Source organism: Pseudomonas sp. Larv2_ips (genome assembly GCF_963879675.1).
In the GTDB taxonomy this organism is placed as follows: Bacteria; Pseudomonadota; Gammaproteobacteria; order Pseudomonadales; family Pseudomonadaceae; genus Aquipseudomonas.
In genome coordinates this window covers 1,108,607-1,133,523 of record NZ_CAWOAW010000014.1, presented here as the reverse complement: position 1 = coordinate 1,133,523, position 24,917 = coordinate 1,108,607, and the positions used below count along the sequence as shown (strand labels likewise).

Below are 24,917 nucleotides of genomic sequence, written 5' to 3'. Positions count from 1 at the left end.
CCGAGTACGTTGATTGCTGCTCTTGCCATGATTAGATCGCCTTCAAGGTGCCATCAGCGGCACGAGTGGTGTTGCCTTCATGGTAAATCCTGTAGGCGTTTGCCCCGTAGGACGCACCGCCAAGTTTAAGTTGATTGTCGGTATCAATGCCAAAATGCACTCCGAACTGGCCATCACGGTAGAATGACATCACCGCAGACGCAGACGTGTTTCCAATATTAGAAATGCGCAAGGCGGTATTCGCGTTGTTTCCTGACGAATCAATAGAGGCTATGTTCGGTGGCGCAGTCGAACCAAAACTCAGGCCAATCGTACTATTGGCGGCCTGATTTCTCAGAGCACCAAGATTGCTGCAGGCCTGCGCCTGCGTAGCGGCCCCGGTACCGCCTTTCAAAACCGGCAAAGCTGCCGGGAGGGAACCGGTGCCCGCCGGCGCGCCGAGAGCCGTATATAGCTCTGCGGTCATCGCGTTAATCTTCATGCTTGCAGTTCGAGGTGGATCACCGCCAAGTCCTTGTGGCGGAGTACCGAGGATAATTTCTTGCCTAGCCATAAGTTCTCCCTATACCACCATCTTGGCGGTCATCGTCGATATACCTAAAGAGGTCGTGTTGTATCCTGGAATGTAAATAACGGCCGCAATCATGCGCTTATTCGGGTAATCCCAAATAAACTGAAGGTCGCTTTGTTGTTGAAGCGACCTAGTTACAGGCATGCTCATTGTATTTATAAGCACGTATTCATTATCTGAAAGGACAAAAGGAGATGAGAAGAAGTTAATACTCTGACCCTGAGCCGTTGAGCCGCTCCCCGTGAAAGTCCAAGTAGAATTTGAGTTTGAGAAAAGCGCTGTGGGCGTGCCTGTGTCGAAAATAATCTTTCTGGATCCATCTCGAAGCCTTATTCCGTAATCGCTCAGGATTTCAGCACCAAACCCAGCCGCGAAATATTGACCATTGGGCCGTACACTTGAGTTGTCGTAAGCCCTAATCTGAAACCCCGTCCATGCGCCAGCGCTTCCGAGAACTTCGGCGCGAGACATGCCTATTTGGCCCGATACAGGATCTGGCCGAATGAAAACAAAGGGCGGCAAGATCGACGTGATGGTGAATGGAAACGAGGTTATTGCAAATAGTCCAGAGTTATTATTGTATCTCCCCTTGCAAATAACAGAAAGCCTTGTTCGGTCAGAATCGATAATCACCCTGTTATCGACTGACCCCTTAAACATTAGTCCGTAGGAATCTGCCATTTATTTGAACCTCACTACCACTAAGGTCATTGCCGTCAATGAAATCCAACTTGCTGTTGTCGTATATCCTTTCATGCGCCTCCATACCCGAGCAGCGCCATTTATCACTTCAGGCTCAAGCTGACGATCACTGTTGTAGTTTATTGGTCCAAGGGGGACGCAGAAGGCAACAGAGTTCTGGGGCGTAATGTCAGCAATGGGCACGTCGATATATGAAGTGCCCGGAGCCCAGGTATTGGGGCTTACAGTTTCGGCGTAGACAATTCGACAAGTGAACGCGCTATCGTCGAGCTGGACCTGTCCATCGCTCCCCTTTACACGCATGCCATTATTCATGGCATAAGCCTCCCTACCGTGACTCGATCAACATCATTAGGGTCGTACACCGTGATGCCGTCATTGTTGAGCACCGTTGACGCACCAGCGCCAGCACTACGCAGCGTTAAGGTCCCGGCCTTGACGTTGATCTCCAACAGTGGCCGCCCCTTGGGGTCGACAGCTTCAGACCTCAGTGTCATACCCAGAATGATTTCCTGGATGAACGCCTTGCTGATAATTGCTTGGTTGAGGACGACCTGATTGTTCTGTACCACGAACATCGGCACCAACTGACCGCTTACCTCATCGACCACCGCGAATCGCTGCGCGAATATGAGGAACTCCGACTGCTCTCCATCCGATCCAAACGCAAACCCGGAAGTTACCGTCTTACCGCCAACTATTGTCTGAGCCTTGAGAGTGACCATTGCCGACACTTTTCCATTGGTGGTGGCGACAACCTGGTTCGTCTCCTGAATGGCCGCTGTATTTCGCCCCGAGCTAGCCTGCACGGTGTCGATCCTCTCGCTAAGCGCCTGATCCGTGGCGGCAAGCGTGGTTGTTGTGGATTTGAATGCAGCTTCATTGCTGTCGACCTTTGCTCCTAGCGTCGTTACTCGCTCTGCGACTGCGGTCGTAGCCGTAGCCGCTGCCCTAGACACATCCAGAATGCTCGCCGCGTTATTCGCGACATTGGCCTCAACAATGTCTGTGCGCACAGATTGCGCAAAATCACGCTCTGCGATCACAGACATCAAAGACCATGCTCCCGCGGAGGAAGTGCTGTCGCCAGCGCTGCCCTCCTCCGAGCCTGCTGAGTCGGACTTCACAAGCGCGTACACCCCGTCCAGGCGCTCGGCGGTGGCCGTGACCTTCCCGTCCACGTCCTCGATAGCTGCCTTGTTCTTGCTGATCTCCAGGGCCATAGCTGCATTGGTTTCGGCGATGGTGCCCAAGTTGAACCAGTAGTTGGCGTTCGGCGGCGTCGTATTGACAGGGACTGCGGTTGTCGCCTGGAATAGCTGCTGACCCACGCGAACCATATCGCCCTTGACGTAGGTTTTGCTCGGCACGTATTCCAGAGCGTCGACCACTTCAGATATAAGTTCTTCCAACTCCTGCCTGGCCTTATCCAATCGGTCATTGACCGAGCCAGGGCCGTCGCCAGTGATCAGATCGATCTCCTCACGCAGGCTCTGGTACAGCGCCCCCTTGCCGATCTTCTCGGCGAAGTACTTGTCGTACTCGGTCTGATCAGAGCTAGCACGGCCATTCACTGCGCCCGGGATCGGCCAGAACGGCCCAACGTTGCCGGTGCGGTCCACCAGGCGCGCCCAAAAGAACAAGCTCGCACCGGCCAGCAAGCTGTTCATCTCATGTTTGGCCTGCGGGTAGCTGAAGTCGCTCAGCTTGATAGCCGTTGTCAGGTCCGCCGATTGGCTGTACCAAATCTCCGTGCGCTGCGTGTCCTCGGCGCCCGGCGGAAAGGTCCACTGGATGCCGATGCCGTAGATCAGACTGGTGGTGGTCAGCGACGACACCGCCGGCGGCAGGCCGGTTTTACCTTGCAGGTTGGTGAGGTTCGAACTCTTCCAGACTGAGGAGATTTCAAAGGCGCTCACCGAGCGCACGCGAGCCAGGTAGGCGCCCGAGTAGATGCCGGTGACGTCGACGCTGGTCGAACCAGTGCGCTGCACCTTGATCCAGTTGCCGCTGTCCTTACGCCACTCCACGTCGTACGCGACGGCGCCGGTGACGGCTGGCCACGAGATGTTCATGGTGCTGATCGCGATGCCCTGATTCACGGCGTAGCTTGATGTCAGGGTGACGCTGGCCGGCGCCGGAACCACGGTGATTGGGATAACGCTGATAGGACGCTCTTCCAGGCGCGCGCCGGTGTCGATGTGCGCAAACTTGCTCGGGTCGTACTGCACGGCCGAGATCTCGAACACGCCAGGCTCTGGCCGGGTCACGCTCACGACCCGATACAGCGGGATCGCCAAGTCGTCGGCATCCAGCGCCCACACCAGTTCAGCTTCGGGCGTCACGGAATAAGCCACGGTCACCGTGACTTTCTGGCCACTCACCAGTTGCACGGTCCGCCCTTCACACTTGCCATCAGGCAGGTTTAGGATGAGCCGGTCGCCGGGCTTGGCCTGGGTGTCGCGGTCCAGGGTGATGACCCTGCCGCTCACAGCCGAGATGCGCCCGCCCACCGGCCGACCGGCCAGCAGTTCGTCCGCGATCGGGATCACGTAGCCAGGCAGCGGAATGCGCCCGTCGAGGCCGACCTTGAAGGTGACCGCCCGATCCTTGGCGTTTGTGAGCAGGGCCCACTTACCACGGCGCTGGGCCTCCGATTCGCGGGTGCAGCCAATCGCGCTGATCTCCAACGGATTGTCGCCATAGCGGCGCTGCAGCTTCTGGTCAGTCACCGCCGTGACATCGGTGTCGTAGTTGTTCAGCGGGTTGTCGTAGCTGACCAGCGCGCGGGTATAGCGGGTACGCTCCGAAGCGCTGGAATAGGTGAACTTGCCATCGAGAACGTTTGCCCGGGTATAGGCGAAGTCGAAGTCCGTGGCGCGCGGCATATCCGAAAGGGTGAATACCTGGCCCTGGGCCCAGTAGGTCATCCCTCGGTAGATCGCCGAGATATCGCGCAGCAGCGACCAAGCATCAGCCTTGCTCTGCAGGTTCAAGTTGCAGATAAAGCGCGGCTCCTGGCCACCCTTCCCGTCCGGCACCAACTGGTCGCAGTACTGCGAGATCCGATACAGCTCCCACTTGTCGACCATCCATGGCTTGATGCGGCGGCCCAGGCCGAAGCGGTCGTTCGTGGTGATGCCGAGCGTCGCCCAGGTCGGATTGTTGGTGTAGGCCTCCTTGAAGGTGCCGTCCCACACGCCGCTGTATGTGCGCGATGCGGGGTCATAGTTGCTCGGTACTAACCATTTTCGAGCCTTGCAGCCCACGGTCACCGCCGGGATGCTGCGGAACTGCTCTGCCGAGAACTCGATGTAGAGAAGCGCGGTATTCGGGTAGCGAATTTTCGCGTCGATCACCTCAGTGAAGCCGGCGATCTGCATCGTGTCCGAGATTTTGTTGTTGTTCTGGTTGATAGTCAGACGGGTGATGCGCATCAGCCAACCGGTAGTTGCCTTGGGCAAATCAATGCGACGAGTGCGCTCATAGGTGCTGGTGGTCTTGCCGTCGACAGCCTCACTCAGCACCTGCTTGTAAGCGCCGCCATCGGTGGCCAGCTCGACCTTGTACTCAATGCGGTAGCCGTTGATGTTGTTGTCCGCATCGACGGATTGCAGTGCTGGCCATGCGAATCGAACGCGCACAGCGGAAAGCTGAGTGTTGCTAATCGCCCGAACCCACGGCGTGCCGCTACGCAGCTCCGTGCTGATGGTGGTCTCGTTCTCGACGGACGGAATACCCTGGATATAGGTCTGGTCGACCGCGCCAGTACGCCATTCCCACTTCACGTTCGGGAAGTTCATGTTCCCCTGAGGGTCTTGCAGTGGGGTGTTGTCGAGGTAGATGTCCTTGGCGGTTGGTGTTCCTTCGAACTCGCCCTCCCCTACAGCGATCAGCATCTTGGCAATAGCGACCGAGCGCAGACTGTCCGGGGCTTCCGTTGGCGTTTTTGGCTTCTCTTCGCCGCCCTTGGCGCCGTGGATATCAATCTTGCGTGCTGCGCCCATGCTTTCCTCCGGACAATAAAAAACCGGCTCATGGCCGGCATTGGAGCTGCGGGTGGTCTTTACATCTGATCTTCGGCGTAAATCGCGGCACTGATAATTGCGCCGCCCCAGCGGCGCTCGCCAATGCAGAGCGGTACCGGGTTACCGGATGCCGTGGTGTTCTTGGCGCTACCGAAGGCGTAGCCGGGAGTATTCTCCGGCGCCGCACTGGTCTTGAGGCCGCCGGCCTGGGGGCTGAGCATTTGGATAACGCCGCCCAGCACCATCGAGCCGCCCATCATGATCAAGGCTGAGCCAAACGGTGCACCCGCGCCAAAGGTTCCGCCGGTGATGACCAGCCCGACAACGATCAGTACTGCGCCGACAATGGTTTGCAGCGCTCCGCCGCGCTTACTGCCGGTTATCACCGGGGCAATGCGAATATCACCCTCCCCCGAGAACTCAAGTTCCTTCTCAGCTAGGTTTGTCTTGCCGCGAAATACGGCGAACTCGATCCCACGGGACTTGGCGTTGGACAAGAATCGCTCGAACCCTGGAATTTGCACGCACAGGGCCTTAACTGCTTCTGCCGGCGTCCTTACGGCCATCCGAAAGGACTTACCAAACTGACGAAGCTGTCCGTAGAGCAGGATCGTGGTCATAGGCTGATAATTAACGGCAAGTGCCGCCATTTGCTTTTCTCCAGGCGATAAAAAAGCCCGCCGAAGCGAGCCTTGATCAATTTGATGCGCTGCAATACGCGCTAGTTTAAGTACCGCCAGTCTCTTACTGGCGATCCAGTAACTCACCAACAAATAGTGCGTTGTCTCAGAAGCTACGCCTCTGGGCCGTTTTAAAGTTACTCTCCAACGAATGAACCTAGCCCTCAAAATGGCAGCCTTACCGGACTACCTCGTTCGCTAAGCAACCTGGGTCGCAAACCTGCCCACCGCGTCGACCACTCGCTTCGCACCATCCTGAATTTCGACAATGACCTGACCTGCCTGGGTGGCGAGCTCAAGGCCCTGTTCCGCTTGTGATTTGCTATTTGCCATTTCAGTGACGGTCTCATCTACCAGCTTCTGATTCTGTAAAACTACCGATGCGATTTCTTCTGTCGCCGTGCTGGTTCGCCCAGCCAATTGTCGAACCTCGTCAGCAACAACGGCAAAGCCTCGACCCTGCTCACCTGCGCGAGCGGCTTCAATCGCAGCGTTTAAAGCCAGAAGATTGGTTTGCTGAGCGATGCTGCTAATCGTCTGAATAATCGAGCTGATCAACAATGACTGTTTGCCCAGCGCTTCTACTCCCCCAGAGGCTGCCTGCATGTCAGCGGCGATTTTACGCATTGTGTGCATAGTGTCGTTTACGACAACAGCTCCTCGCTGTGCGCTGATATCAGTTTGCTGGGATATCTCAAACGCTGTTTGGGCTGCCCCGCTGACTTCTTGCTCACGGGCCACCTGATCCGTCACCACAGTCGCGAACTTTACTACTTTACAAAGTTTACCTTCGGTGTCGTAAACCGGGTTGTAGGTTGCTTCCAGCCACACCGTTTGGCCGCGGCTGTCTAAACGCTCGAATCGGCCGGCAACAAACTCACCTTTATTCAACGCTGACCAGAAATCATTGTATTCCTGGGATGAAACTTGCTCTGGTTTACAGAAAACTCGGTGATGGCTCCCTTTTGCTTGTTTTAGGCTGTAGCCCATAGCTTGTAAAAATTGATCATTTGCCATCAGTACATTTCCAGAGAGATCGAACTCGATCACCGCTGTAGAACGTAGTAGCGCCTCAATGAATGACGCATTTTCCGAAGCTTTTTCTACTCGATAAGTAATGTTAGTAGCGTAGCAAGTAACATGACTCAACTGGCCACTCTCATCTTTGATTGGCTGCCAATGTGCATGAATCCAGACTAATGAGCCATCAGCATGAAGGTACCTATAATCGTCGGTGATCGATTTGCCTGCGGCAACCGCGGATCGGAAGTTATGAAAGCACTCTAGCTTGGATACGTACTGCGGCACAATCTCTGCCATTGCGCGACCTAAAAGACTATCCGGAGCATAGCCCAGTGCTTTTCCAAAATTGTCGTTACATGCCGTAATTCTAAACGTTGAGTCGATACTCAAAGTTAACATTTCACGGTTAAGGCCATCGCGCAGCTGGCGCAGCTCCAACAGCTCATTATTTTGAAATTGAAGCTGTTTCTTAAGGTTAGCGTTGAACATAGGAAGTCGCCTCTGTGATCACACCAGTCCTATCGGCATCTTCTGGCGAAAATTGAGGACATCCGAGGGGAAAACGGTTTTGCTGTGCACAGTGTAGTTGAGCGACGATGCTGCAACATCCAGAAGCTGCAGAATTCAGCGACTCTGGCGCTAAATAAAATTATTTCAATTGGCTCATGGCGTCTTTGTGCCGGAGAATCAAGCTGGTTCGGTCGGACCAAGGTCCGCCGAAGACAATGATCTCAGATGGCCTTCCGTAAAGATGGTGTAGTAGGAATGGACCGATGCCGAACGTACCCGACTCTTCACCAGGTAGAGCTGGATCAGTGCCCAGGTAGATCCCTGCATGGTTGGGGTGAACCGTCCGCCCAACGTGCATGACGATCAGGTCTCCACGTTGTGGCCGGGCGGCACGGACGAAGCCGGCGTCCTCGTAGTGATGCTCGTACAAACTGGCGTGCTCCGCACTCTCCCACCAGCCATCGATGCGCTGGAAAGCTTCGAACTCAATTCTCCATTCGCGCTGGTACCAATCGGCGCAGACCTGCCAACAGTCCCAAGCGCCGTGCACAAACGGCCGCTTGAGCAGCGGCGTGCTGCCCGTCGGGGTGATCGTGCGCAGGTCGCCCTCAGGCCACGACAAAATGTGCCAGGGCAGGGCCGTGGCCTCGCACATCGCCAAGTCATGCGGTGACGGCCTGCTGGTTGCGTCCGGGTGGGAGTGAACAATGCCGATCACTTCGCCCAGATCTTCCGCCGCGACATAGTCCTCGGGGTCGAGCCGGAACTCTTCGCTTGGCTCCGTGGCGATGTTTCGGCACGGGAAATATTTCTGCTTACGACCGATGGCCAGCAGCAGGCCACAGCACTCGCGCGGATACTCCGCCGCCGCATGCGCCTTGATCGCCGCAATGATGTGCTTGCGCATGGTCAGCTCCGGGCAATGAGGGATACAGCGGGGAATCCGCCGAAGGAAAGTTCGTTGTTCTCGCCGAAGCGCAACTTGCAGGACGACAAGCAGCCCTTGCACTGGTCCTTGGCTGGGTCATCCGTGGGATTGTCCTCATCGTCGAACATGGCCGCGCCGGTATAGCCGCAGTCCGGCCCTCGGTAACCATTGGTCATGGCCCAGTGGCAGAACGTCGTCATCTGCCGGCCGGGCAGTCCGTGGTCGTCGATCTCGCCCGGGGACGAAAGCTCCCAGACCACAGCCTCTCCGTCCTCACTGGTTTTCTGGTCGATGTACCAGATCTCCAGCGCCTCCTGGGTCGGGTCTGCAGTCGGATTGCCCTCCGGGTAGTTCGCTGCATCCAGGTACTGCGCCAGAGTCTCGCGGACAGTGAGCTTGAACTTCAGCATGTCCTCGAAGGCCAGGCACAGCGCCGTCACGCGACCGTTGACGTTGCCAGCGGCGAATGTCGGCCGGGGGGCCGTGCCGTCGCTACTTGAGCCAATGCCTTCTATCTGCACTGGCCAGGCCGCGTACTCGGCACCCTGCCACCAAATCGACTTTGCCGGCAGATCGGCTTCCGATCCCTCGTATGCCAATAGTTCGTCCGGTGTGTGCGGGATGGCATGCCCGTGGAAGCGCAGGTAATCGGCGCCGTACTCGGTCCCATCAATTTCGAATAGGCGAATTTCGCCGCCGGGCTCCAGTTTCTGGATGTCCGTGATCAGTGCCATGGGCGGTTATCTCAGGGGTGAAAGGTTTGCTGGAAGGTGGCGGTGATGGCGTAGACCTGGCCGCCACGGTGAACAGGCTTGTAGCCGTTGCACTTGTAGAGCCCGAGCACGCCGAGTGGTGGCGTCCAGAGAAACGCCTTTGCCCCTTTGTGCTTGTCGAGGAACTTCCTGATCTCCAGGATTCGCGCGGCCATACCGGTAAACGTCACCGGCCAGGATTCCGACTGATTGTTCAGTCCGTCCTCGACCGACTGCTCATAGCCATCGCCGAACTTTTTGGTCCGGACGCGCTGGGTAATCTCCCCTTCCGCGCCCTTCTCCGTTGCCCATGTAAATCGTTCGATTGCCATCAGCGCCCCTTGATTGCTTTGTTGATGACGCCGCCCTGGCCCATGTCCTTGTTGCGCATCTGCTGGTACTTCTGCTCCACAAAAGCCGCCAGCTCCTTGCCGAACAGGTCGTAGCCAGGCGCGTCGGCGGAGGATGATGCGTTGCCGTCTCCGTCGATATGCACCGCGACGTTGATCTGCGTTGCACCCGCCCCGCCACCGACCATGGCCATAACACCCAGCTTGCCGCTGGATGTGCGAGTCAGTGGCATGATCGCCTCTGCTCCAGCCTCCCCCATGACTCCGGTTTTGCCGTTGGCCATTCCAAATGCTGTTGGCTTGCTGACGACCGAATTGGTGAAGGCGCCGCCGTCGGCGAACATCTGCACACCGCCCGACCAGGCGCCGCCCAAAGCCTGTGGGAAGTACGAACCCGAGTAGCCGCCCGCTGATGCGCCAAGATTTGACGATGCAGCACCGGCAGACCCAGCGGCCAGCCCGTTGCCGCCGGCGGCGCTTCCACCGAAGTAGCTCGCCGCTGCGCCAACCAAACTGCCAAGCAACGCTGAACTCGCCTGACGGGTCGCGATACGCGCCATATCCGCCAAAATCGACTTCGTGAAGTCCGCAAAGGAAAGCTTCCCAGTCATGGCGAAGTTGACGACGGCGTCTTCCATGGAGCTAAAGGCATTGCCGAACAGGCTTTTTGTCTGCCAGGCGACGTTGCGAGCCGAATCCAAGTAGTTGTCCCACGCCGCTGTTGCGCCCTTGGTCCAATCACCCTGCGCATTTTCCACATCCGCGTAGTTTTGCCGAATCTGGTCAGTGGCAGCCTTGTTCGCGTCGGCGAGCGCCTGCGACTTACGCTTGAACTCTTCCTCTGACATGTTTCGAGACGGGTCAGACTTCTGGTTGGCAAGCTCGAGCGACTGCTGAGCAAACCGATCCTGTTGGCTGTTCAATTCGCCGCTGAGCGCGTTCTGGCGGTCACCCTGGCCTACGCCAGTCACGGCGCGCTGCCCGGCAAGCTCTATGGCTCGTTGTTGCTGCCCCAGTGCCTGCACGTAGGTGCTGATAGCGCGCTCTTGCTTCGCCAGGCGCCCGGTCTCGTTGGTCGCCAGCACTTCAAGCTGGCTATCAGCGTCCTTCTGTGCCTTGACCATTCCCGCGCGCGCGCCAGCGATCTTCTGGTCGAGCTGAATGCTCTGCGCGGGCGACGTGGTCTTCTTGCCTTTGGCGACCTCCAACGCAGCAATCTCGGCCTCATATGCCGCCTTGGTTTGGTCGAGCTGATTGCCGATCAGCGCCCGGCGCCGCAGCAGATAGTCTTCCTCGGACAGCAAGCCAGCCTTTTGAGCCGCATCCAGTTCCTTCTGGTAATTTTTGTAGGTGTCGGTGATCGCTGCCAGGTCGTTCTTGGCGTTGTTGAAACTGGTTAAGTCGACCTGGGAACCGGCGGCCTTCGGGTCTTTGAACTTGTCGTTGATATTGGCGATATTTTTGTCGACCGTTGCCTGAGCCAGGCGAGGATCGTTCGGCGCTACCTTGCGGATATCGTCGAGTTGCTTCTTGTAGTCCTTGACGGCGTCCGCGCGTTTCTGCTCATTCGTCCATGACGATTTAGTCAAAGCATCGATTTTAGCCATCGACGACACGGCTTCGCCTCGGGCCTTGGCCTGGTCACCCTCCCACTTGGCGATATCGGCTTGGGCCGCCTTCTCATCTTCCAGCATGTTTAGGCGGTCTTGCCGAAACTCAATCAGCGCGTCTTTAGACTTTTTGTTTTGGAACAAACCGTCCATGTTTTGCGCTTCAAGCAGGTCCGCCTTCGCACTTTCAATATCCGCGTTGATGTCGCGACGACCAATATTTTTGATCCCGTCGGCTGCGCGTGCCACGGCGTTGTAGGCCTTTTCCCAAAGGCTGAGGTTTGCCAGAATCTTCGGAGTGCGCTCATTGATCGCATCAGCGTAGGCATCGGTCGCGAGCTTTACGGCGCCGGCGTGATCGCCTTGCTTCTCAAGGGCCACGATTTGCGAGTAAACCGAGGCAGTCAGGTAGTGGTACTGCTCGTTTAGCGCGGCGGACGCCTTGACCGGATCGTCAGCCAGCTTGGAAAACTCGGCAACCGTCTCGCTCACGGCCTTGCCGGTCGCTTCCTGCATCGACACGGCGGCCTGAGTGATCTCGGTAAAGCTCGCACCTGCGATCTTCCCGTTGTCAGCCAGCAGAGCCAGGACAGAGGCTGCTTGCCCCGTAGAGCCGACAGTAGCGCTGACCTGGCGCGCCATATCGCCGAGCTGTCCGGCACTGACGCCTGCGTAGTTGCCGGTGAGGATCAGCGACTTGTTGTATTTGTCGGTTTCGGCTCTGCCCTGAACAAATCCATAAGCGAGTGCGCCGACCGCTGCTACAGCAAGCCCAATAGGCGCGGCCATGGCTGCGATGCGAACGGCCGAGGCGCCGGCATTGGTCCCGAGCTCCAGAACGTTATGTGCCGCTACACGAATGTTTCCTTCAGCCAGAGCATTACCGAGCTGAACCACGTTCTGCCTGGCGGCCTTGGTGTTCAGTCCAAGGCCCGCAAACGCCGAACTCGTCTTGTCGATCTCGGCATACTTGCCATCGATCTTCTTTAGGGCCTGGTTGTATTGCTCTTGGTTGATACGGCCCGCATCCAGGTGCTTGCCCAGTTGCTCGACCTGGGTATCCAGCTTGGCCAATGCGGCCCGGGCCGGGTCGATGGCACCCAGCAGGCTGTTCAGGGCCTTCTGTTCGTCCATCGCTGACTTGGCCAAGGCGATTTGCTGCTTATCGAGCTGCGCCGAGATCTTCGCCGCCTCGGCCTCGCCATAGGCGCCGGTCTTCGTCAGCCTGGTGAGCGCGTCGCGCTGCTTTGCCAGGTCCTGGGTGGTTTTGGCGCTGGTAGACAGCGACTTTTCCAGCGCCTGCATTTCGTTCATCAGCGAAACGGCGGACTGCTCGGCCCGGCCGCCAGCCTTCGCCATTTCATCCAGGTCCGTTTTCGCCTGGATTGCGTCGGCCGAGTCGATCTTGACGCCGAGTTCTGCAATGTTCATCGACTCACCTTGAATAAGTGCCCGTGTTTACGGGCTGTTTTCCCTTTCCTCCGCCATAACGCGCAGGGCTTCGCCTTCCAGCACCTGAAGGTCAGGGAAGATTTCAGCGAGTTTCTTTTTCTTGATGCCGAGGAAGCCGGCCACGTCGCGGATGCAGGTGTAGTCGAGACCGATCGCGCCACCGGCGCCCGCCCGCCACTGAGTCGACATCCGGTTGAACAGGAAGAACGCCGGCCAGTTGCAGGGCCAGACCTCGGTCACCTCTTCAAGGTCACCCGGGGTGAGCCCGAACAGGCCCATCAACTCAGCAGGTGCCGCCGGCGCATAGAGTGCGCGGGCGGCGTCCGTCAGTTTCCCAAGCGGGCCTGACTGAATGCGCTCTGGTACGCATTCACGACCGCCTCAGCAGCGCCCTGGCAGGACGTCACCAGCGCACGAATGCTCTTGTCGTCGAACTTGTCGTCGAAGCCCCAGCCAACCACGAGGTCCTTGATCTGCTGCGACTGCTGCTCAGTGTCAGCAGCAACGATTTCGGAAAGCGTTGGGCTTTCGCCCAGGGAGGTCCGAGCTTCATCGCGCTTCAGGTTCCACTCATCAAACAAAGCGGCAAGCCCCGGGCGATCACGATACTTGAAGGTGAACTCGATTTTCTCGGGCTCACCCCCAACGATAGGGATCGACACGAAGGCCTTGAACGTCGGGTTTTGGGCGATTCTGATCTTTGCCATGGGTTACGCCACCGCTGTCAGGTAGCGGGTCGGTTCGCCCTGCAGCGCCAGGTTCACAGTCCGGGTCAGCAAGTTGCTGCGGGACACGGTCGGCTGGTTGGAGAACGAGGTGAAGGCGCCGTAGAACAGAGTGTCGTTGCCTGGCAGGTTCAGGCGCGCAGCCTGAATGGTCTGGCTGGCATCAGCGGCGCGAAGGATGGCGTTGAACGCCTGGCCCGGGTCATCCGCAATGGTCAGCGCCAAACTGGCCGCCGCTTTGTCGGTTGGCATCTGGCGGCCTTGCTTATCTTCCAGGAACACCACGTCCAGATAGTTCTGGGTGCCGCCGGCGAAAGCCACGTCAGTGATTTGCGGAATCTGCACCCAGGTCAGCACCTTCTTCAGCGAGCCGATGCCGGAGCCGGCCGGGTAGACCTGCACGTCGGTGGTGTCGATGCCGTCGAGGGTGATGGCGGTGGCAGTGGCAGCTTTCACACGCACAACCCGATTACCCAGGCGAGTCCAGCCGGATGTGACGATCACGATGTCGCCAGCCGACAGCGTGCCGCCAGTCACAGTGGCCACGGCCTCAGCCGCGTTGCTCAGTGCCGAAAACGGGATGTCCGGGCCATAGGTTGCACCGTGCTGGAAGGTGCCGCCGTCCGGAATTTTGTAGCCCATGGGTATTTCCTCTTTGCAGATGTGAAAAAACCCGCTCAATGGCGGGTTCTTGGGATTGCCCAATGGGCGAATTATTTGGCGGTTACGTTATTCAGGATTACGGCAGTCTTGATAAGCCTCAAGAGGCAGCCCAGATTTGGAACCAATGACGACGCCGGTAAGGCCGCAGGAAGGACAACAGGCATGCTTTTCCAGATACCACTTCGTAATTTGACTCGGCGTAGACCATTCCCCGCACGCAGTGCAGATGCACCTGTCGCTGGCAATAATCTCGTCGCGGTTGTTCCAGGCGTGATCATCTGCCGACTCATCCAGCCACTGTAATCGCGCTTTTGTATCTTCATCCATGGTGACGCCCCTACCTACCCATTTACGTGGAGCGATTCTAGCGCGAGCCGCTCAATTGGTGTCGGCTCGGTACAAGAACGAGACTGGAACGGTGTAGGTGGAATCACCGCTGATGCCAGGGCCCGGGTCGACTGGCGACATGGTCACCACGGTGACCGAGCCCTTCGTGTCCCTGGCGTATAGCGGGAACAAGCCGACCAGCTCGAACGCAATAGGGTTCGTCTTGGTCTTCCCAGTGCCCGCCGGCGCGATGATGCTCACCTGGAACACTCCGGTGAACAGCCGGTGATCGCCGCCGAGCGTGTTGCTCGCGGTATCGCCCGGAATCGTGAACGCCCGCAGGTAGGTTTCGTCGACCGCAGGCTTGTAGCTCTTGTTTTCGAAGACGATCCCCAGCTTTTCCGGCCTGGCATTGTTCCAGGCAATCAGCTTTGCCTCGTAGATCGAAGCGATGATTGCATGCGACATCAGGCCACCTCGTACACAAGCGTAGGCGATACTCCGCGCAAGCTCTTCTGTCGGCCGCAGAGGGCACACTGGTGAAGGTACTGCGCAGGAAACGACAGCAGTACCGGGGCGTATTCGACTTGCAGCAGCCTTCCGCCGCACTCGCAAAGCGTATAGCGCATCACCGGGCGAACCGGCACGTCTTCGAACTTCATACCTGGTTGTTCCTGATGGCCTCCAGCACGATCTGCTGAAAGCGAGCCACGGTTACCCGGACCATTCCGCCGGGGGCCTGGGTGGAATGGCCGAACTCCAGCGGAATCGCGTAGGGCAAGTTGTTGATGATGTAGGCCATCTGGCCGGCGGTGAAGTCGCTCATCGCAGCAACCAGCGCCGCAGTGGTTTCGGCGCCGCTCGGGTCTACCTCGTCAAAGGTGACGTTCTCGACCACGCCGAGCGATATGTGCCAGTTCGCACGGAACCTGCCGCCGACGTAGCCCTCTGGCGCCTTGATGTCCATGCCGTCGTTGAGCTTTCGGCCCTTCTTGAGCCTACCGCCCTTCGTGAGATTGTCCGGGTCGTTGCGCAGCGCGCTGTTGTGATCGTCGACAGCCTTGTTGTACTGGGTGGCCACTGCGTTCTGCGCCCAGATCTCCGGGTTACCCACGGGGGACATTCGAATCAGGCTGCTGCCGACCTCGATGATGATTTCACGCACGCTGGCATCGATGGCTTCACCCGTCTGGGCGGCGAACTCTGCCAGGCTCAGGGCGAAACTGCCGGATTGGCCAGCGCCTGCTCGGCTCACGAGCGCACCTGCAGCTCATACAGGATCGGCGTGCCGGCGGGGATGATCTCTTTCATTGGGGGCACGATTGACCACGTGCGGCCCTGGACGACCACTTTGTCGAGTAGGCCGGGCACCCAGGCCAATCCCTGCGCGGCGATCTTGAGTTTCTTGTCGCCTTGCCGGATGAGACTGTTGTTTTGGAATTCTTGGCCGGTGAAGTCGAGCAGGATACCTTGGGCGATTTGCTCGACAGTGGCGCCTGGCGCTTCGCCGCCGATGTCCGGGTCGTACTCGCCCGGCTCCGGCTTGCTGATGGTCACGGACTGGCCGAACTCTGTGATCATCTCCAGAGCCATCACGGCCATTTCGTCGTAGAAGGCCATGGCGGCTCCAGATGTGAAAAGCCCAGCGCTATGGCTGGGCCTTTGAATGGGTGCGGGACGCCGGAGCTGATCCCGGCATACAAGGTTCCGTCCGGACTCGAACCGGCAACGCTGGTCGCAAACCCTGCAGGAGCACCGGAATTTCACCGGCAAACCCGTGTAGCTTCCTCGCGCATCAGCCTGCGCATTCCCCCGTATTACAATTATGCACGAACAGCGAACAGGCCACGCTTCTGCAAATAATCCGCAAACTGAGTGGCGCTTGGCCGATCCGGTGCCGCCGGCAAAAGCCGGTTGCTGGTGGACGGGATCGCCGCATACTGCCGCGTCACCGCTCCCTCAACACGATCCAGCAGCACTGCACCTTTGCGCTTCTCCACCGGGTCGATGTCGTCCTGATGGATCTCGGCGGCCAGGGCCATCTGCCCGTACTGGATTCGCGCGGGAAGGTAGTTGTCTGGCTTGATCTCCTGATCCAGCAGCACCTCCCGGCGCGGCCAGGACAAGGCCTGCTCGCTGTTCGTCTTACGCCCTTTCCACTTCATGCCATCCATCGCCAAGGCGGCGCGGCGAAGCAACGCGTCCTGCTCGGGAACACCTGCGGGGATGACCGTGCCGAATTTCACGGCATACAGGGCCAGGTCCTCGGCGCTCGCGTAGCTTTCGGCGTCAGGCTTGCCGGTGCCGTCCTCGATGATGAGTGTCATGCGTCAACTCGCTGCAATGGTTTGAAGATTGGCCGCCGGGTCACCGACAGCCAGCAGTATTACTCCTTGGGCAGCTCAGCTACGAGCTTTTCCAGGGATTCTTTCGAAGCGTTGGCCCGATACTGGACCTTGGCATCATCGAGCTTTGCTTTCAGCGCCGCGATTTCACCGGCCTCGTCAGCCAGCGGTGCGAGGGTAGACTTCTTCAGCGCTTCAACCTCTCCGCGAAGTGCATCGACAGTCAAGGCCAAGCCGTTACGCTCAGTGGTCAGCTCACCTACCGAAGCATGGATGTTGCCCAGCACGTCAAACAAGCGCAACGCCAGGTCGCCTGACTCGGGACGTTGAATCTCGCCAGCTTCCAGGCCGTCAACAAGGATCTGGATCGATCCATGCTCAGCACGCAAAGCCGCGATCACCTTTTCCAGTTCGGCTTGGTTGCCCGCACCAACAATCTGCGCCCGCTTGGCTTCCTTCACCGAGACATCGATGCCGGCTGCTTCGTACGCATTGACCACGCTCGGCCAATCGCCAATCACCAGCACGCTGGTCACACCGGCTTCGGGCTTATCGAAGTGTTCTGGATTTCGGTAACGCTTCTCCGGCTCGAAGCCGTTCAGCTGGTTGCTGTAAGTCAGTTCCATGTGTTTCTCCAAGGCGGCCATTGCTGGCCGCGCGTTGAGTTTGAGACTTAGCCGCCAGTGATAGGAGGCGTTGCAGTGAGCGTGATCATCACGCCGGCGGTGACTTTGTTGCTACCTGCGTGCTTGATCCAGTTGGCAGCGGAGCCAACGGCGGCCAGGGTTGGGTTGGAACCGCCAGTGGTGGCTTTCCAGCTGTAACCCAGCACATCGATATTCACAGTGCCTTCCGCGCGGTAGCCGATGCTCAAGTTCTCTTCGTCGTTCACTTCGTAGGAACGGAAGCCCGGGGCCTGCGACTCGGTAATGGTCACGGCGTTAGGCAGCAGGCCGAAAATCACGTCCGCCGGCGCGGTGTCGGTCACCAGTACAGGCTTGCCCAACGTGCCCGGCAGGCCGCCGTAGATCACGACACCGGCCTCTTCGTAGATCTTGTTGGTGATCGCTTCGTCGACGATGTCGAAGTAAGCGCTGGAGTGCATCACCCACAGAGCGATCCGGCCGAACTTGTCACCGAACTTGCGCATGCCACGGGTCAGCGTCTTCTTGCCGTCGGTTTCGATGTTGGCCGAAACCACCATGTCAGTGTTGGAGCCGATGGCGGCACGAAGGCCAGCAGTTGCGTATTGGATGAAGCCTTCCAGCGTCGCGTCTGCTACGTCAGCACCAACGATCTGGGAGAACTCCTCGACCGGACGGCCGCGGCGCTTGAACGCCTCTTCGGTGGTCTGGTACGGGCCGTACTTCCAGGGAGCTTTGACGCCGACAGCTTCACCGGCGCTGATTTTCTTGGCAGTTACCTTGCCGTCAGAGTTGACGTCGCGGTGCTCCAGAGAGCCGTTCAGCTTGTAGAGCGCGCGTTTGCGGAAGTCGCCTTCGATCAGCTCGTTGTCCAGCACCATCGCGCCATTGGACGATGCGTTGAACACATCCAGGTTGTCCTGGACACGCTCCAGGTATGCGGTTTGCGCCTCATCGTTGTAGATGATCAGGTCGCTGTTAACGGTTGTAGCCATGGGTCAATCCCCTTACTTGGGCAATGCGAGATATGCGGTTTGGCCGTGCTTGCGCTGAAAATCGCGCTTCTGCTCGGAGGTCATTTCGGAGCGCTTGAATGCAGCCTTGCCGCCACCCCCGCCCGGGGCAAATGTCCCTGAAGCCCTTGGCCACAGATGAGGTGCGCTTTCGCGCAGAGATTCCGCCCATTCAAGCGGAGTCAGGGGGTCTTGCCGTCTTTGCCGAGGATGACCTGGCCGGACTCATCAACGGCGACCGCATCGCCATCTTCGTTCAGGGTAAACACGCCCTTGGCGCGCAGGATGATGTCGTCGGTTGCTTCCGGCAGTGCGCCGGCTTTCAGTGCCGCGCCGCGTACCGAATCACCCAGGACTTTGCCCTGAAACTTGGCAGCGAAGGACTCAGCCTTCTCGGCGCGCTCGCTGATGGTCTTCAGCTGCTTGTCGTAGTCACCACGCAGACGTTCGGTCCGGCGGTTGAAGACTTCGTCCACCTTGCCCTCGGTCAGCAGCTTGGTTTCTTCGTCCTGGCCAGCACGACTGAGCAAACCTCTAACGGCATCGATGTCGATGCCTTCGAACTGGGTTTCGAACTGGGTGAGCTTGCCGGTGGTGTCTTTGAGCTTGCCCAACAACTCGGTGTTCTTGGTTTTGAGGCCAGAAACGGATGCTTCAACGGCAGTCGCGATAGCGGCCTTGATTGCCGGATTTTCCAGGTCGATTTCGTTTTCTTCTGCCACGTTGATGCACCCCTTGGGTATGTTTCGCCCGCTTTACAGGCAATAAAAAACCGCCCGAAGGCGGTCTATTTGTAAATAGTGACGCAGAATCAAAATGCTCGAAGTTAAGGTATGGGCTTAAAAGACACAGAAAAAATTAATCTCCGGTCACTCTTTGCCGCAAGTCATCAAAGAACGCTTGATCCTCTTGTCTTTTTTTCATGGCTTCCTTCTCCGCCAACGCTCTGTGTTTAGCAATAACTGTCGAGAAGAAATCGTCAACAAGACTCGCAGCCAGATCATGACTGATGTCGTCATGCGCCAACCTAATCACCAGTTTCGCTTTCGCGTTTCTATAGGATTCTAAGGCTGTGAAATACTCTTCGTTGAGTCCATAGCTCATATCCCGAGGGCGAATTCCGCTCTGACTGAGGGAGGCAGCCAATGGTGCTACCAATGCCTCTGCAAATTTTGCAAAGTTTTCATCATCCACCTCAATCAGTTGCTGCACATCGCCTCGCTCAAGCCGCTGAGGAAACTGCACATGCAACCGCTGGACAGCAGAGAACGGGAGTTTGTACCTGAACTCCTTCAAGTGGATTTCAGCGCCCAAAACGGTCACAGGTATTAGCCCCTCAGAGACAATTCGTAGCGTCCACGAACGCGGCTCACTTTTATCAATGACGAGAGTCCTGATTCGCTCCTTTTGGGATTGATTAAATGACTGCCATAGTGCGACGCCAACTGCAAAGAATGCACCTAGCCCAGCAACCCAATCACCTAGGCTTCCCCAGTTGAGCACATACCTTGTAGTCGAGCTAGGATTCAGGTTTATACCCAGCGTCAGGCCTAAAAGACAGCTTACCGCGCAAGCCACGAGCAAGCCGAACAAAACAAAATACTTCATGCCACCTCCATTTTATTGAAGGCGTTATAGCAACCCTGCGCGCTCAAAAGCCAGTGGTTCAAGACCTTTCATCTGCACCAGAGTCAGCGGAGCGAAGTTGCGATCAAGCTGCAGCTCGGCGAAACGCTCCACGGTCAAGCCGCCCTCCCTGAACAGCTTGCCCCGGACGGGGCCGATGGCAACGTCCTGGAACGCTGCTGGCTGCTGCTGCAGCCAATGGTAGTAATCGAGGTCAGCACTGACCTGCTTGCCACCGTCAGCCCCCACCGAGGCCCGCGTAGGGCCCTTCGCGAACATCTCGCTAAGCTTGGTCAACAGAATAAACGTAGTGCGGCAGTTCGGGTGGAACGGCGGCCTTGGGCCGGAATCCACCGGAAACTTGCGTTTGTCCATAGAGCGGCACAACTGGCTGGTCTTGCTGTCCAGCGTGGCCACCATCTGGATCTCTTGCACGATATCCGTGTTGGCCTTCGCGACCTCCATGCGCGCCTGGGACGACACATGCTGAATAGCGGTGTGCACGACCGTGCTGGCATTGCGGTTGGTGGTGGCCAGGATGCCATCTTTGTACCCTGCCGCCTTGGTGCCGCGAATGTTACGGATGATCTGGAAGTTCGTCTGCCCTTCGAAGAAACCCTGCCGGATCGTGCCGGTGACGTGCTCACGCTCTGCGCCGGTCCAGTCCTTGATGAAGGCCTTCAGCAGCTTCCCGCCACCGGTGCCGCGCACGCTCAGTGGGTTCGTCAGCACTGCGGTTCGGATTGCCGCAGCCGTGGGCGCCACCACATCGAGTGACACGCCCACTGGTGCAGACTTGGCCAAACTGGTCGCTTCGAACTCCGCCTCGTAGTTGGCGATGTCTACCAGGTCGAGGTTCAACTGCGCGCTGTATCGGTCGAAGATACCCAGCAACAGGCTGTCGACCTCCTTCAGTAACGCTTCCAGGCGCTTGACGTTGTACTTGGTCAGATCTGACTGGGTTAGTCGGTCACGGATCGAACGATCAATCTCCTTAAGGAAAGGAGCAAATTTGCCGACCTCCCCTACCTTAAGCTTTTCGAGGAAGACCGCGTGCCGGATCGTGGCATCAAGTACTGCCGGATTTACCGCCATTTGGTTTGTCCTCGTCGTCCAAGCCCAGGCCGTCGCCCTGCTCTTCCAGTTCACCGTCGATCTGCAGGTCTGTACGCTCTGGCGCGATCAGACCCAGCTTGCGCAGGTAGGCCCGCAGGTCGGCCTTGGCGAACCCGCCGTTCTGCCACAAGCCAACCAAGGCCGTGATCATTTGCGGATCAGCCGTCAGCTCGACGAACTCCTGATTCACCTGATAGGCGACCTTCTTGTCAGCGATACCCATGTAGGCGCAGGACCACATGATTGCCCGTGTGTATGCCTCGCTGACGTTCGCCACGCAGCCAGCCAGCACCGAAGTGGACGCCGATTGATCGCCGCGGGCCTCGGTCGCCGTCTTGGACGAAAGAGAAGCTACAACCATCCGCGCCCCGAGCTTTATCATCATCTGGTTCTTGTCGGCCATGGCCTCCTTGACCAAAGTGTTCGGCAATGGCTGCGCGTAACCGAACTGGCCGCCGGCCGGCAGCATCATTGGCGCCCTGGAGCCGACGTAAACGCCGTTTTTCTCCATCCAGTCGCGCCATTGCTCATCCAAACCACTGATCCACGGCTGGGCCTGGCCGCACCAGAACACACTGTCTTCGTAGTCAGCGCTGCTCCGGTAATGGCCCAGGTTGATCATCGCGATGTCGTACAGCGGTGACTCGTCGATGCTTGGGTCGTTGTTCTGCGCCCCGACGAAGGTGAACGGAATCTCCCTGAGGCGACCGGTTACGCCTTCTGGCTTGAACTCGTCAATGACTGCCAGTGGCCCGCCACCTTTCGGACCGGACCGGCGCCAAACACGACAAACGAAACCGTCATCCTCAAGCGCCAGTTCCCGGTACTGCTCGGCTGTCTTGTAACCGAAGCCATCAGGAATCTCCGGAGACTCGCGCAGCACCACCAGCGTTAGCACGCTGTGACCGTTCACCATGCCCGTGCGCCAGTTGATTATGTCTTCAGCGCAGTAAGACAGGATCACCGAATGCCCGCCGATTCCGTCGTCCTGGTGATAGTCGACGTACAGACCGTGGCGACCAGCTTCAAGCACCTTTTCAAGCGTGCCCTGGGAGTGTTGATAGATGCTCACTCCGGAGCCGTTGGCGTTGTCTTGCAGGTATTCCAGCTTCTTCGGCACCGTGAGCGTGGGATCTTTGTGGAAAGCCAAACCCAGCAGCCCGTTTCGGGTGTGCCCGGTGGCGTTCTTGAACACCGCCCGCTCGCGGTAAGCCCGGTTCCGATCTTCGTTCTCCGGCGACTTGTCGTGCGAGTTGATGTACGGCAGCCGATCGACAACCCGGTGCTGGCCCGCGCAGACGTCGCGAACGGTTGCCCAGCGGTCCAGCACTGCCGTGTATTCCGCCCGCTTGAAGGAGACGTCGTTGCTCATCGGGCGTATCCCATTTTGATAGAAGTGACGATCGCTTTGATCGGATAGCGCTTGGCGATGAAGTAGCCGGCGGCGTCGTTCATATGGTCGTGACCCTTTTTCGGATCTTTGTCCGGCTCGCCCTTGTCGGTGTAGGTCTGTCGCTCCAGGCACAAGGTGAGCTGAGGGCACTGGTCGATGTTGACCTTCAGTCGTCGCTCGCCGTAGGCATTCAGGAACATCGCGTTTACCGAGTTCACGCGGTCCTTCACGCCTGGGTTTGTGGAGTCGACGATCACCGTGAATTTTGCTTTCTTCAACAGCGACAAGTCGGACTCGCTCGCGTTTTTGCTGCTGGTGTTCTGCCCACTGGCGTCGGGATAGACCGCCACCGAGTGCCCAGGAAAACGTGCCTGGATCTTCTCGATCATCTCCGGCGTGTCCCGAACACCGTGAAACTCATCCAGGGCCATCGGCAGATCGTTACGCACGACGTAGACGACAGCGGCCATTTTCATGACGTTGAAGTCCATACCGATGTGCAGCGCTTCGCCTGGCTTGATTCGCTCGCTGGTTCGGCACTCATCGCGATTGAATGTGTAGTAGACGACGCCCGCGTAGTTCTCGAAGCCAGCTTCGTACTCCTGCCGGAAGGTACGCGGGTCCATCTTCCGGCGAGCCGCTTCCAACTCTTCAGGGGGGACGTTACCGCCCTGCAATGACGTGTACTGCCAGCTCTTGTGATCCGGCTCGCCACCTGGCTTGCCATCCAGATACGTGTCGTAACAGTGGTTGAAGCCCTTCGGCGTGCCAATACGCAGCGCGTGGCCGCCCTTTCGCACCCCGACATCCGGAATCGTGTACTGGCAGGTCGAAAGCATCGGCCTCAGTACCTCTTCCCACGCGGCCCATGGGCAGTCCGCCCATTCATCCACCAGGACGAAGAACAGACCGGAGCCACGCAGGTTGTCGTAGTTGTCGAGTCCCACCACGCGCATGACGTGGCCGGACTTGAGTGTGATTGAGCATTCAGTCTCATTCGGGCGGTGTGCACGCCATGCTTCGGGGATAGCCTGCTTCAGCCGACGCCAGAACACGCGCTTGGCCTGCTTGAAGGTCGGCGCGCCGTACCAGATCTCATCCTCAACGCTCACGCCCCACTCAGCAGCCAGACGTGCGGCGCGGCGCATCTCGGCCTTGCCCAAGAACGTCTTGCCGAACCGGCGACCACACACCGCATCGCGGAATCGAGCCTCAGGCTGAAATCCCCAGCAGTAAATGTTCGCCTGCTTGGGGGTCAGCTTGACCGGAGGATCAAAGGTGCGGGGAAGTCGGGACATTCTCATCAGGCTCCAGGGTGTACTCAGCAACGGCGTGCTGCTGGTCCGCATGGGAGCCAAGTGGCTTTTCAGGTTCGAGGCGGCGATTCACGTAGACGTCGCCTACCTCTTTGGCGGCTTGCTCGTACAACTGAGCGGTCAGCGCCAGGTTGCGCATGTTCTCGGCCTTCTCAGCCATTCGCCCCAGGCCACGTAGCCGGAAGGCGCGGTTGGCAATCGGGATCTCTGCGGTCTCTTCTCGGAACCGCTTCCTGGTGTCGTGGAAAAGTGTCACCCACTTCACCGCCAGACCCTTACCTGCGGACTTGGTTGGGTCGTGCGTTTCCACCTGCTGGCGGCTCACCACAACCCCGTATTCGTTCTTGACGGCTTCCACCACCTGGGATGGGGTGTCAAAGCACGCCAGCGCCTGAACGATGAAGCTCTTCACCTCATTTTTCAGGGCTGCCATAAATTCTCATCCGTCTAGAGCCTGTCAAGAATCAGGCCGATCTGAGCAGACAGGTTCCGCAGGCCCTCGATATGTTCAATTTCCCCACCTCGGCAGGACTATTTGCAGCATCCACCAATGCTTGAACGTCAGGGCTCGCACCATAGCGGCGAACGACTCCGACGAACTCTTCAACGTCGTGGCCCTGCAGCTTGATCTTCGGTGCGCCGTCTTGGGTAAATGCTGGTTGACCGTACTTGTCGGTCGCGTGAGCCAAGTGATGAAGCTCGTGTTCTATCAGTGCGCAGAACTCAAGATCGCTACACTGGGCGCAGTAGTCAGCCGCCAGGGTGATGATGAAAGCCGGCACTTCGCCAAACCAATCACGCATCTGTTGCTCCATCCGGGCTTTCTGCCAACCGCCGGCGCGGAACGCACCTGTTCGGCCTGGCCAAGAACTGTGAGTCCCTGTTTCTCGAAGCTCGACGACGCCCACATGACACGGATATCTGCATCCAGCAAATGGGCATGGTCTTCGTTGTAAAGGCTGCCGGTGTCGGCAAGTATCTCGGCTTGTAGCCAGTCCCATACCTGCGGCGCTGGTGTTAGGCGAATTAGGAAGTCTGGCAGATCGGCCAGATGAAGCGCTGAGGGAGGGGGTCTCGGCCAACTCAAAATCACACCTTTCCAAACTTGAAATAATTAGCTAATACCTGCAAATATGTGACTCG

At 58.2% G+C, this 24,917-nt stretch carries 23 protein-coding genes and 4 pseudogenes; all 27 read right to left on the bottom strand.

Going from position 1 to position 24,917, the window contains the following annotated elements; translation table 11 throughout:
* Nucleotides 1-31: 31 nt before the first annotated feature.
* The 27 genes and pseudogenes from AACV02_RS11835 to AACV02_RS11710 all read right to left on the bottom strand — a co-directional run bounded on the left by AACV02_RS11835 (nt 32) and on the right by AACV02_RS11710 (nt 24,861).
* Nucleotides 32-481, bottom strand: coding sequence for a hypothetical protein (locus tag AACV02_RS11835; protein ID WP_157986834.1), 450 nt, complete (start codon nt 479-481; stop codon nt 32-34).
* Nucleotides 482-562: 81 nt separating this feature from the next.
* Nucleotides 563-1,252, bottom strand: coding sequence for a hypothetical protein (locus AACV02_RS11830; protein WP_119739746.1), 690 nt, complete (start codon nt 1,250-1,252; stop codon nt 563-565).
* Between the two features lie 332 nt (nt 1,253-1,584).
* Entirely contained in the window at nt 1,585-5,280 is a 3,696-nt protein-coding gene (locus AACV02_RS11825; RefSeq protein ID WP_119739742.1) for a phage tail protein, read from the bottom strand.
* A gap of 59 nt (nt 5,281-5,339) precedes the next feature.
* Nucleotides 5,340-5,951: a tail assembly protein gene (locus tag AACV02_RS11820; protein WP_119739740.1), complete on the bottom strand. Its 612-nt coding sequence runs from the start codon at nt 5,949-5,951 to the stop codon at nt 5,340-5,342.
* A 228-nt stretch (nt 5,952-6,179) separates the two neighbouring features.
* Nucleotides 6,180-6,614, bottom strand: a pseudogene (locus AACV02_RS30940) (methyl-accepting chemotaxis protein); the annotation flags it as partial.
* A gap of 102 nt (nt 6,615-6,716) precedes the next feature.
* Nucleotides 6,717-7,403 (bottom strand): annotated as a pseudogene (locus AACV02_RS30935) (PAS domain-containing protein); the annotation flags it as partial.
* Nucleotides 7,404-7,653: 250 nt separating this feature from the next.
* Nucleotides 7,654-8,421 (bottom strand): C40 family peptidase, encoded by a 768-nt coding sequence (locus AACV02_RS11810; protein WP_119739736.1) that lies wholly within the window; start codon nt 8,419-8,421, stop codon nt 7,654-7,656.
* 2 nt (nt 8,422-8,423) lie between these two features.
* Nucleotides 8,424-9,176, bottom strand: coding sequence for a phage minor tail protein L (locus AACV02_RS11805; RefSeq protein WP_119739733.1), 753 nt, complete (start codon nt 9,174-9,176; stop codon nt 8,424-8,426).
* An 11-nt stretch (nt 9,177-9,187) separates the two neighbouring features.
* Entirely contained in the window at nt 9,188-9,526 is a 339-nt protein-coding gene (locus tag AACV02_RS11800) for a phage tail protein (protein ID WP_106578040.1), read from the bottom strand.
* Nucleotides 9,526-12,585, bottom strand: coding sequence for a phage tail tape measure protein (locus AACV02_RS11795; RefSeq protein WP_119739731.1), 3,060 nt, complete (start codon nt 12,583-12,585; stop codon nt 9,526-9,528). Before AACV02_RS11795 ends, AACV02_RS11800 begins: the two co-directional genes overlap by 1 nt.
* Before the next feature lie 27 nt (nt 12,586-12,612).
* Nucleotides 12,613-12,885 (bottom strand): DUF1799 domain-containing protein, encoded by a 273-nt coding sequence (locus AACV02_RS11790; RefSeq protein ID WP_119739728.1) that lies wholly within the window; start codon nt 12,883-12,885, stop codon nt 12,613-12,615.
* A 47-nt stretch (nt 12,886-12,932) separates the two neighbouring features.
* Nucleotides 12,933-13,313 carry a phage tail assembly chaperone gene (locus AACV02_RS11785; RefSeq protein WP_106578037.1) on the bottom strand — a complete coding sequence of 127 codons (381 nt, stop codon included), beginning with the start codon at nt 13,311-13,313 and terminating at the stop codon, nt 12,933-12,935.
* A 3-nt stretch (nt 13,314-13,316) separates the two neighbouring features.
* Nucleotides 13,317-13,973, bottom strand: coding sequence for a phage tail protein (locus tag AACV02_RS11780; RefSeq protein ID WP_119739727.1), 657 nt, complete (start codon nt 13,971-13,973; stop codon nt 13,317-13,319).
* An 87-nt stretch (nt 13,974-14,060) separates the two neighbouring features.
* Nucleotides 14,061-14,321 carry a hypothetical protein gene (locus tag AACV02_RS11775; protein ID WP_080673241.1) on the bottom strand — a complete coding sequence of 87 codons (261 nt, stop codon included), beginning with the start codon at nt 14,319-14,321 and terminating at the stop codon, nt 14,061-14,063.
* 51 nt (nt 14,322-14,372) lie between these two features.
* Nucleotides 14,373-14,789 carry a phage tail terminator-like protein gene (locus AACV02_RS11770; protein ID WP_106578035.1) on the bottom strand — a complete coding sequence of 139 codons (417 nt, stop codon included), beginning with the start codon at nt 14,787-14,789 and terminating at the stop codon, nt 14,373-14,375.
* Nucleotides 14,790-14,979: 190 nt separating this feature from the next.
* A complete protein-coding gene (locus AACV02_RS11765; RefSeq protein WP_119739725.1) occupies nt 14,980-15,576 on the bottom strand; it encodes a hypothetical protein in 597 nt (198 codons plus the stop codon).
* Nucleotides 15,573-15,941 (bottom strand): hypothetical protein, encoded by a 369-nt coding sequence (locus AACV02_RS11760; RefSeq protein WP_119739723.1) that lies wholly within the window; start codon nt 15,939-15,941, stop codon nt 15,573-15,575. Before AACV02_RS11760 ends, AACV02_RS11765 begins: the two co-directional genes overlap by 4 nt.
* Nucleotides 15,942-16,144: 203 nt before the next feature.
* A complete protein-coding gene (locus AACV02_RS11755; RefSeq protein ID WP_106578031.1) occupies nt 16,145-16,648 on the bottom strand; it encodes a DnaT-like ssDNA-binding protein in 504 nt (167 codons plus the stop codon).
* A 59-nt stretch (nt 16,649-16,707) separates the two neighbouring features.
* Nucleotides 16,708-17,292: a hypothetical protein gene (locus AACV02_RS11750; protein WP_177413693.1), complete on the bottom strand. Its 585-nt coding sequence runs from the start codon at nt 17,290-17,292 to the stop codon at nt 16,708-16,710.
* Nucleotides 17,293-17,339: 47 nt separating this feature from the next.
* Entirely contained in the window at nt 17,340-18,305 is a 966-nt protein-coding gene (locus AACV02_RS11745) for a major capsid protein (RefSeq protein ID WP_119739719.1), read from the bottom strand.
* A gap of 12 nt (nt 18,306-18,317) precedes the next feature.
* A pseudogene (locus AACV02_RS11740) lies at nt 18,318-19,045 on the bottom strand (hypothetical protein).
* A 136-nt stretch (nt 19,046-19,181) separates the two neighbouring features.
* Nucleotides 19,182-19,931 carry a hypothetical protein gene (locus AACV02_RS11735; RefSeq protein ID WP_119739717.1) on the bottom strand — a complete coding sequence of 250 codons (750 nt, stop codon included), beginning with the start codon at nt 19,929-19,931 and terminating at the stop codon, nt 19,182-19,184.
* A gap of 24 nt (nt 19,932-19,955) precedes the next feature.
* On the bottom strand, nt 19,956-21,044 hold the full coding sequence (locus AACV02_RS11730; protein WP_119739715.1) for a minor capsid protein: 1,089 nt from the start codon (nt 21,042-21,044) through the stop codon (nt 19,956-19,958).
* Complete coding sequence (locus AACV02_RS11725; RefSeq protein WP_119739713.1) at nt 21,019-22,437, bottom strand: DUF4055 domain-containing protein; 1,419 nt, start codon at nt 22,435-22,437, stop codon at nt 21,019-21,021. The genes AACV02_RS11730 and AACV02_RS11725 overlap by 26 nt, the downstream gene beginning before the upstream one ends.
* Entirely contained in the window at nt 22,434-23,756 is a 1,323-nt protein-coding gene (locus tag AACV02_RS11720) for a phage terminase large subunit family protein (RefSeq protein WP_119739711.1), read from the bottom strand. The genes AACV02_RS11725 and AACV02_RS11720 overlap by 4 nt, the downstream gene beginning before the upstream one ends.
* Nucleotides 23,731-24,207, bottom strand: coding sequence for a DUF2280 domain-containing protein (locus AACV02_RS11715; RefSeq protein ID WP_119739709.1), 477 nt, complete (start codon nt 24,205-24,207; stop codon nt 23,731-23,733). The genes AACV02_RS11720 and AACV02_RS11715 overlap by 26 nt, the downstream gene beginning before the upstream one ends.
* Nucleotides 24,208-24,238: 31 nt before the next feature.
* A pseudogene (locus AACV02_RS11710) lies at nt 24,239-24,861 on the bottom strand (putative metallopeptidase).
* Nucleotides 24,862-24,917 lie beyond the last annotated feature (56 nt).

What these genes read in the sequence shown, in the direction of transcription:
- AACV02_RS11835 (WP_157986834.1), bottom strand. Translation starts at nt 481, where the DNA reads ATGAAGATTAACGCGATGACCGCAGAGCTATATACGGCTCTCGGCGCG.
- AACV02_RS11830 (WP_119739746.1), bottom strand. Translation starts at nt 1,252, where the DNA reads ATGGCAGATTCCTACGGACTAATGTTTAAGGGGTCAGTCGATAACAGG.
- AACV02_RS11825 (WP_119739742.1), bottom strand. Translation starts at nt 5,280, where the DNA reads ATGGGCGCAGCACGCAAGATTGATATCCACGGCGCCAAGGGCGGCGAA.
- AACV02_RS11820 (WP_119739740.1), bottom strand. Translation starts at nt 5,951, where the DNA reads ATGGCGGCACTTGCCGTTAATTATCAGCCTATGACCACGATCCTGCTC.
- AACV02_RS11810 (WP_119739736.1), bottom strand. Translation starts at nt 8,421, where the DNA reads ATGCGCAAGCACATCATTGCGGCGATCAAGGCGCATGCGGCGGCGGAG.
- AACV02_RS11805 (WP_119739733.1), bottom strand. Translation starts at nt 9,176, where the DNA reads ATGGCACTGATCACGGACATCCAGAAACTGGAGCCCGGCGGCGAAATT.
- AACV02_RS11800 (WP_106578040.1), bottom strand. Translation starts at nt 9,526, where the DNA reads ATGGCAATCGAACGATTTACATGGGCAACGGAGAAGGGCGCGGAAGGG.
- AACV02_RS11795 (WP_119739731.1), bottom strand. Translation starts at nt 12,585, where the DNA reads ATGAACATTGCAGAACTCGGCGTCAAGATCGACTCGGCCGACGCAATC.
- AACV02_RS11790 (WP_119739728.1), bottom strand. Translation starts at nt 12,885, where the DNA reads ATGGGCCTGTTCGGGCTCACCCCGGGTGACCTTGAAGAGGTGACCGAG.
- AACV02_RS11785 (WP_106578037.1), bottom strand. Translation starts at nt 13,313, where the DNA reads ATGGCAAAGATCAGAATCGCCCAAAACCCGACGTTCAAGGCCTTCGTG.
- AACV02_RS11780 (WP_119739727.1), bottom strand. Translation starts at nt 13,973, where the DNA reads ATGGGCTACAAAATTCCGGACGGCGGCACCTTCCAGCACGGTGCAACC.
- AACV02_RS11775 (WP_080673241.1), bottom strand. Translation starts at nt 14,321, where the DNA reads ATGGATGAAGATACAAAAGCGCGATTACAGTGGCTGGATGAGTCGGCA.
- AACV02_RS11770 (WP_106578035.1), bottom strand. Translation starts at nt 14,789, where the DNA reads ATGTCGCATGCAATCATCGCTTCGATCTACGAGGCAAAGCTGATTGCC.
- AACV02_RS11760 (WP_119739723.1), bottom strand. Translation starts at nt 15,941, where the DNA reads ATGGCCTTCTACGACGAAATGGCCGTGATGGCTCTGGAGATGATCACA.
- AACV02_RS11755 (WP_106578031.1), bottom strand. Translation starts at nt 16,648, where the DNA reads ATGACACTCATCATCGAGGACGGCACCGGCAAGCCTGACGCCGAAAGC.
- AACV02_RS11750 (WP_177413693.1), bottom strand. Translation starts at nt 17,292, where the DNA reads ATGGAACTGACTTACAGCAACCAGCTGAACGGCTTCGAGCCGGAGAAG.
- AACV02_RS11745 (WP_119739719.1), bottom strand. Translation starts at nt 18,305, where the DNA reads ATGGCTACAACCGTTAACAGCGACCTGATCATCTACAACGATGAGGCG.
- AACV02_RS11735 (WP_119739717.1), bottom strand. Translation starts at nt 19,931, where the DNA reads ATGAAGTATTTTGTTTTGTTCGGCTTGCTCGTGGCTTGCGCGGTAAGC.
- AACV02_RS11730 (WP_119739715.1), bottom strand. Translation starts at nt 21,044, where the DNA reads ATGGCGGTAAATCCGGCAGTACTTGATGCCACGATCCGGCACGCGGTC.
- AACV02_RS11725 (WP_119739713.1), bottom strand. Translation starts at nt 22,437, where the DNA reads ATGAGCAACGACGTCTCCTTCAAGCGGGCGGAATACACGGCAGTGCTG.
- AACV02_RS11720 (WP_119739711.1), bottom strand. Translation starts at nt 23,756, where the DNA reads ATGTCCCGACTTCCCCGCACCTTTGATCCTCCGGTCAAGCTGACCCCC.
- AACV02_RS11715 (WP_119739709.1), bottom strand. Translation starts at nt 24,207, where the DNA reads ATGGCAGCCCTGAAAAATGAGGTGAAGAGCTTCATCGTTCAGGCGCTG.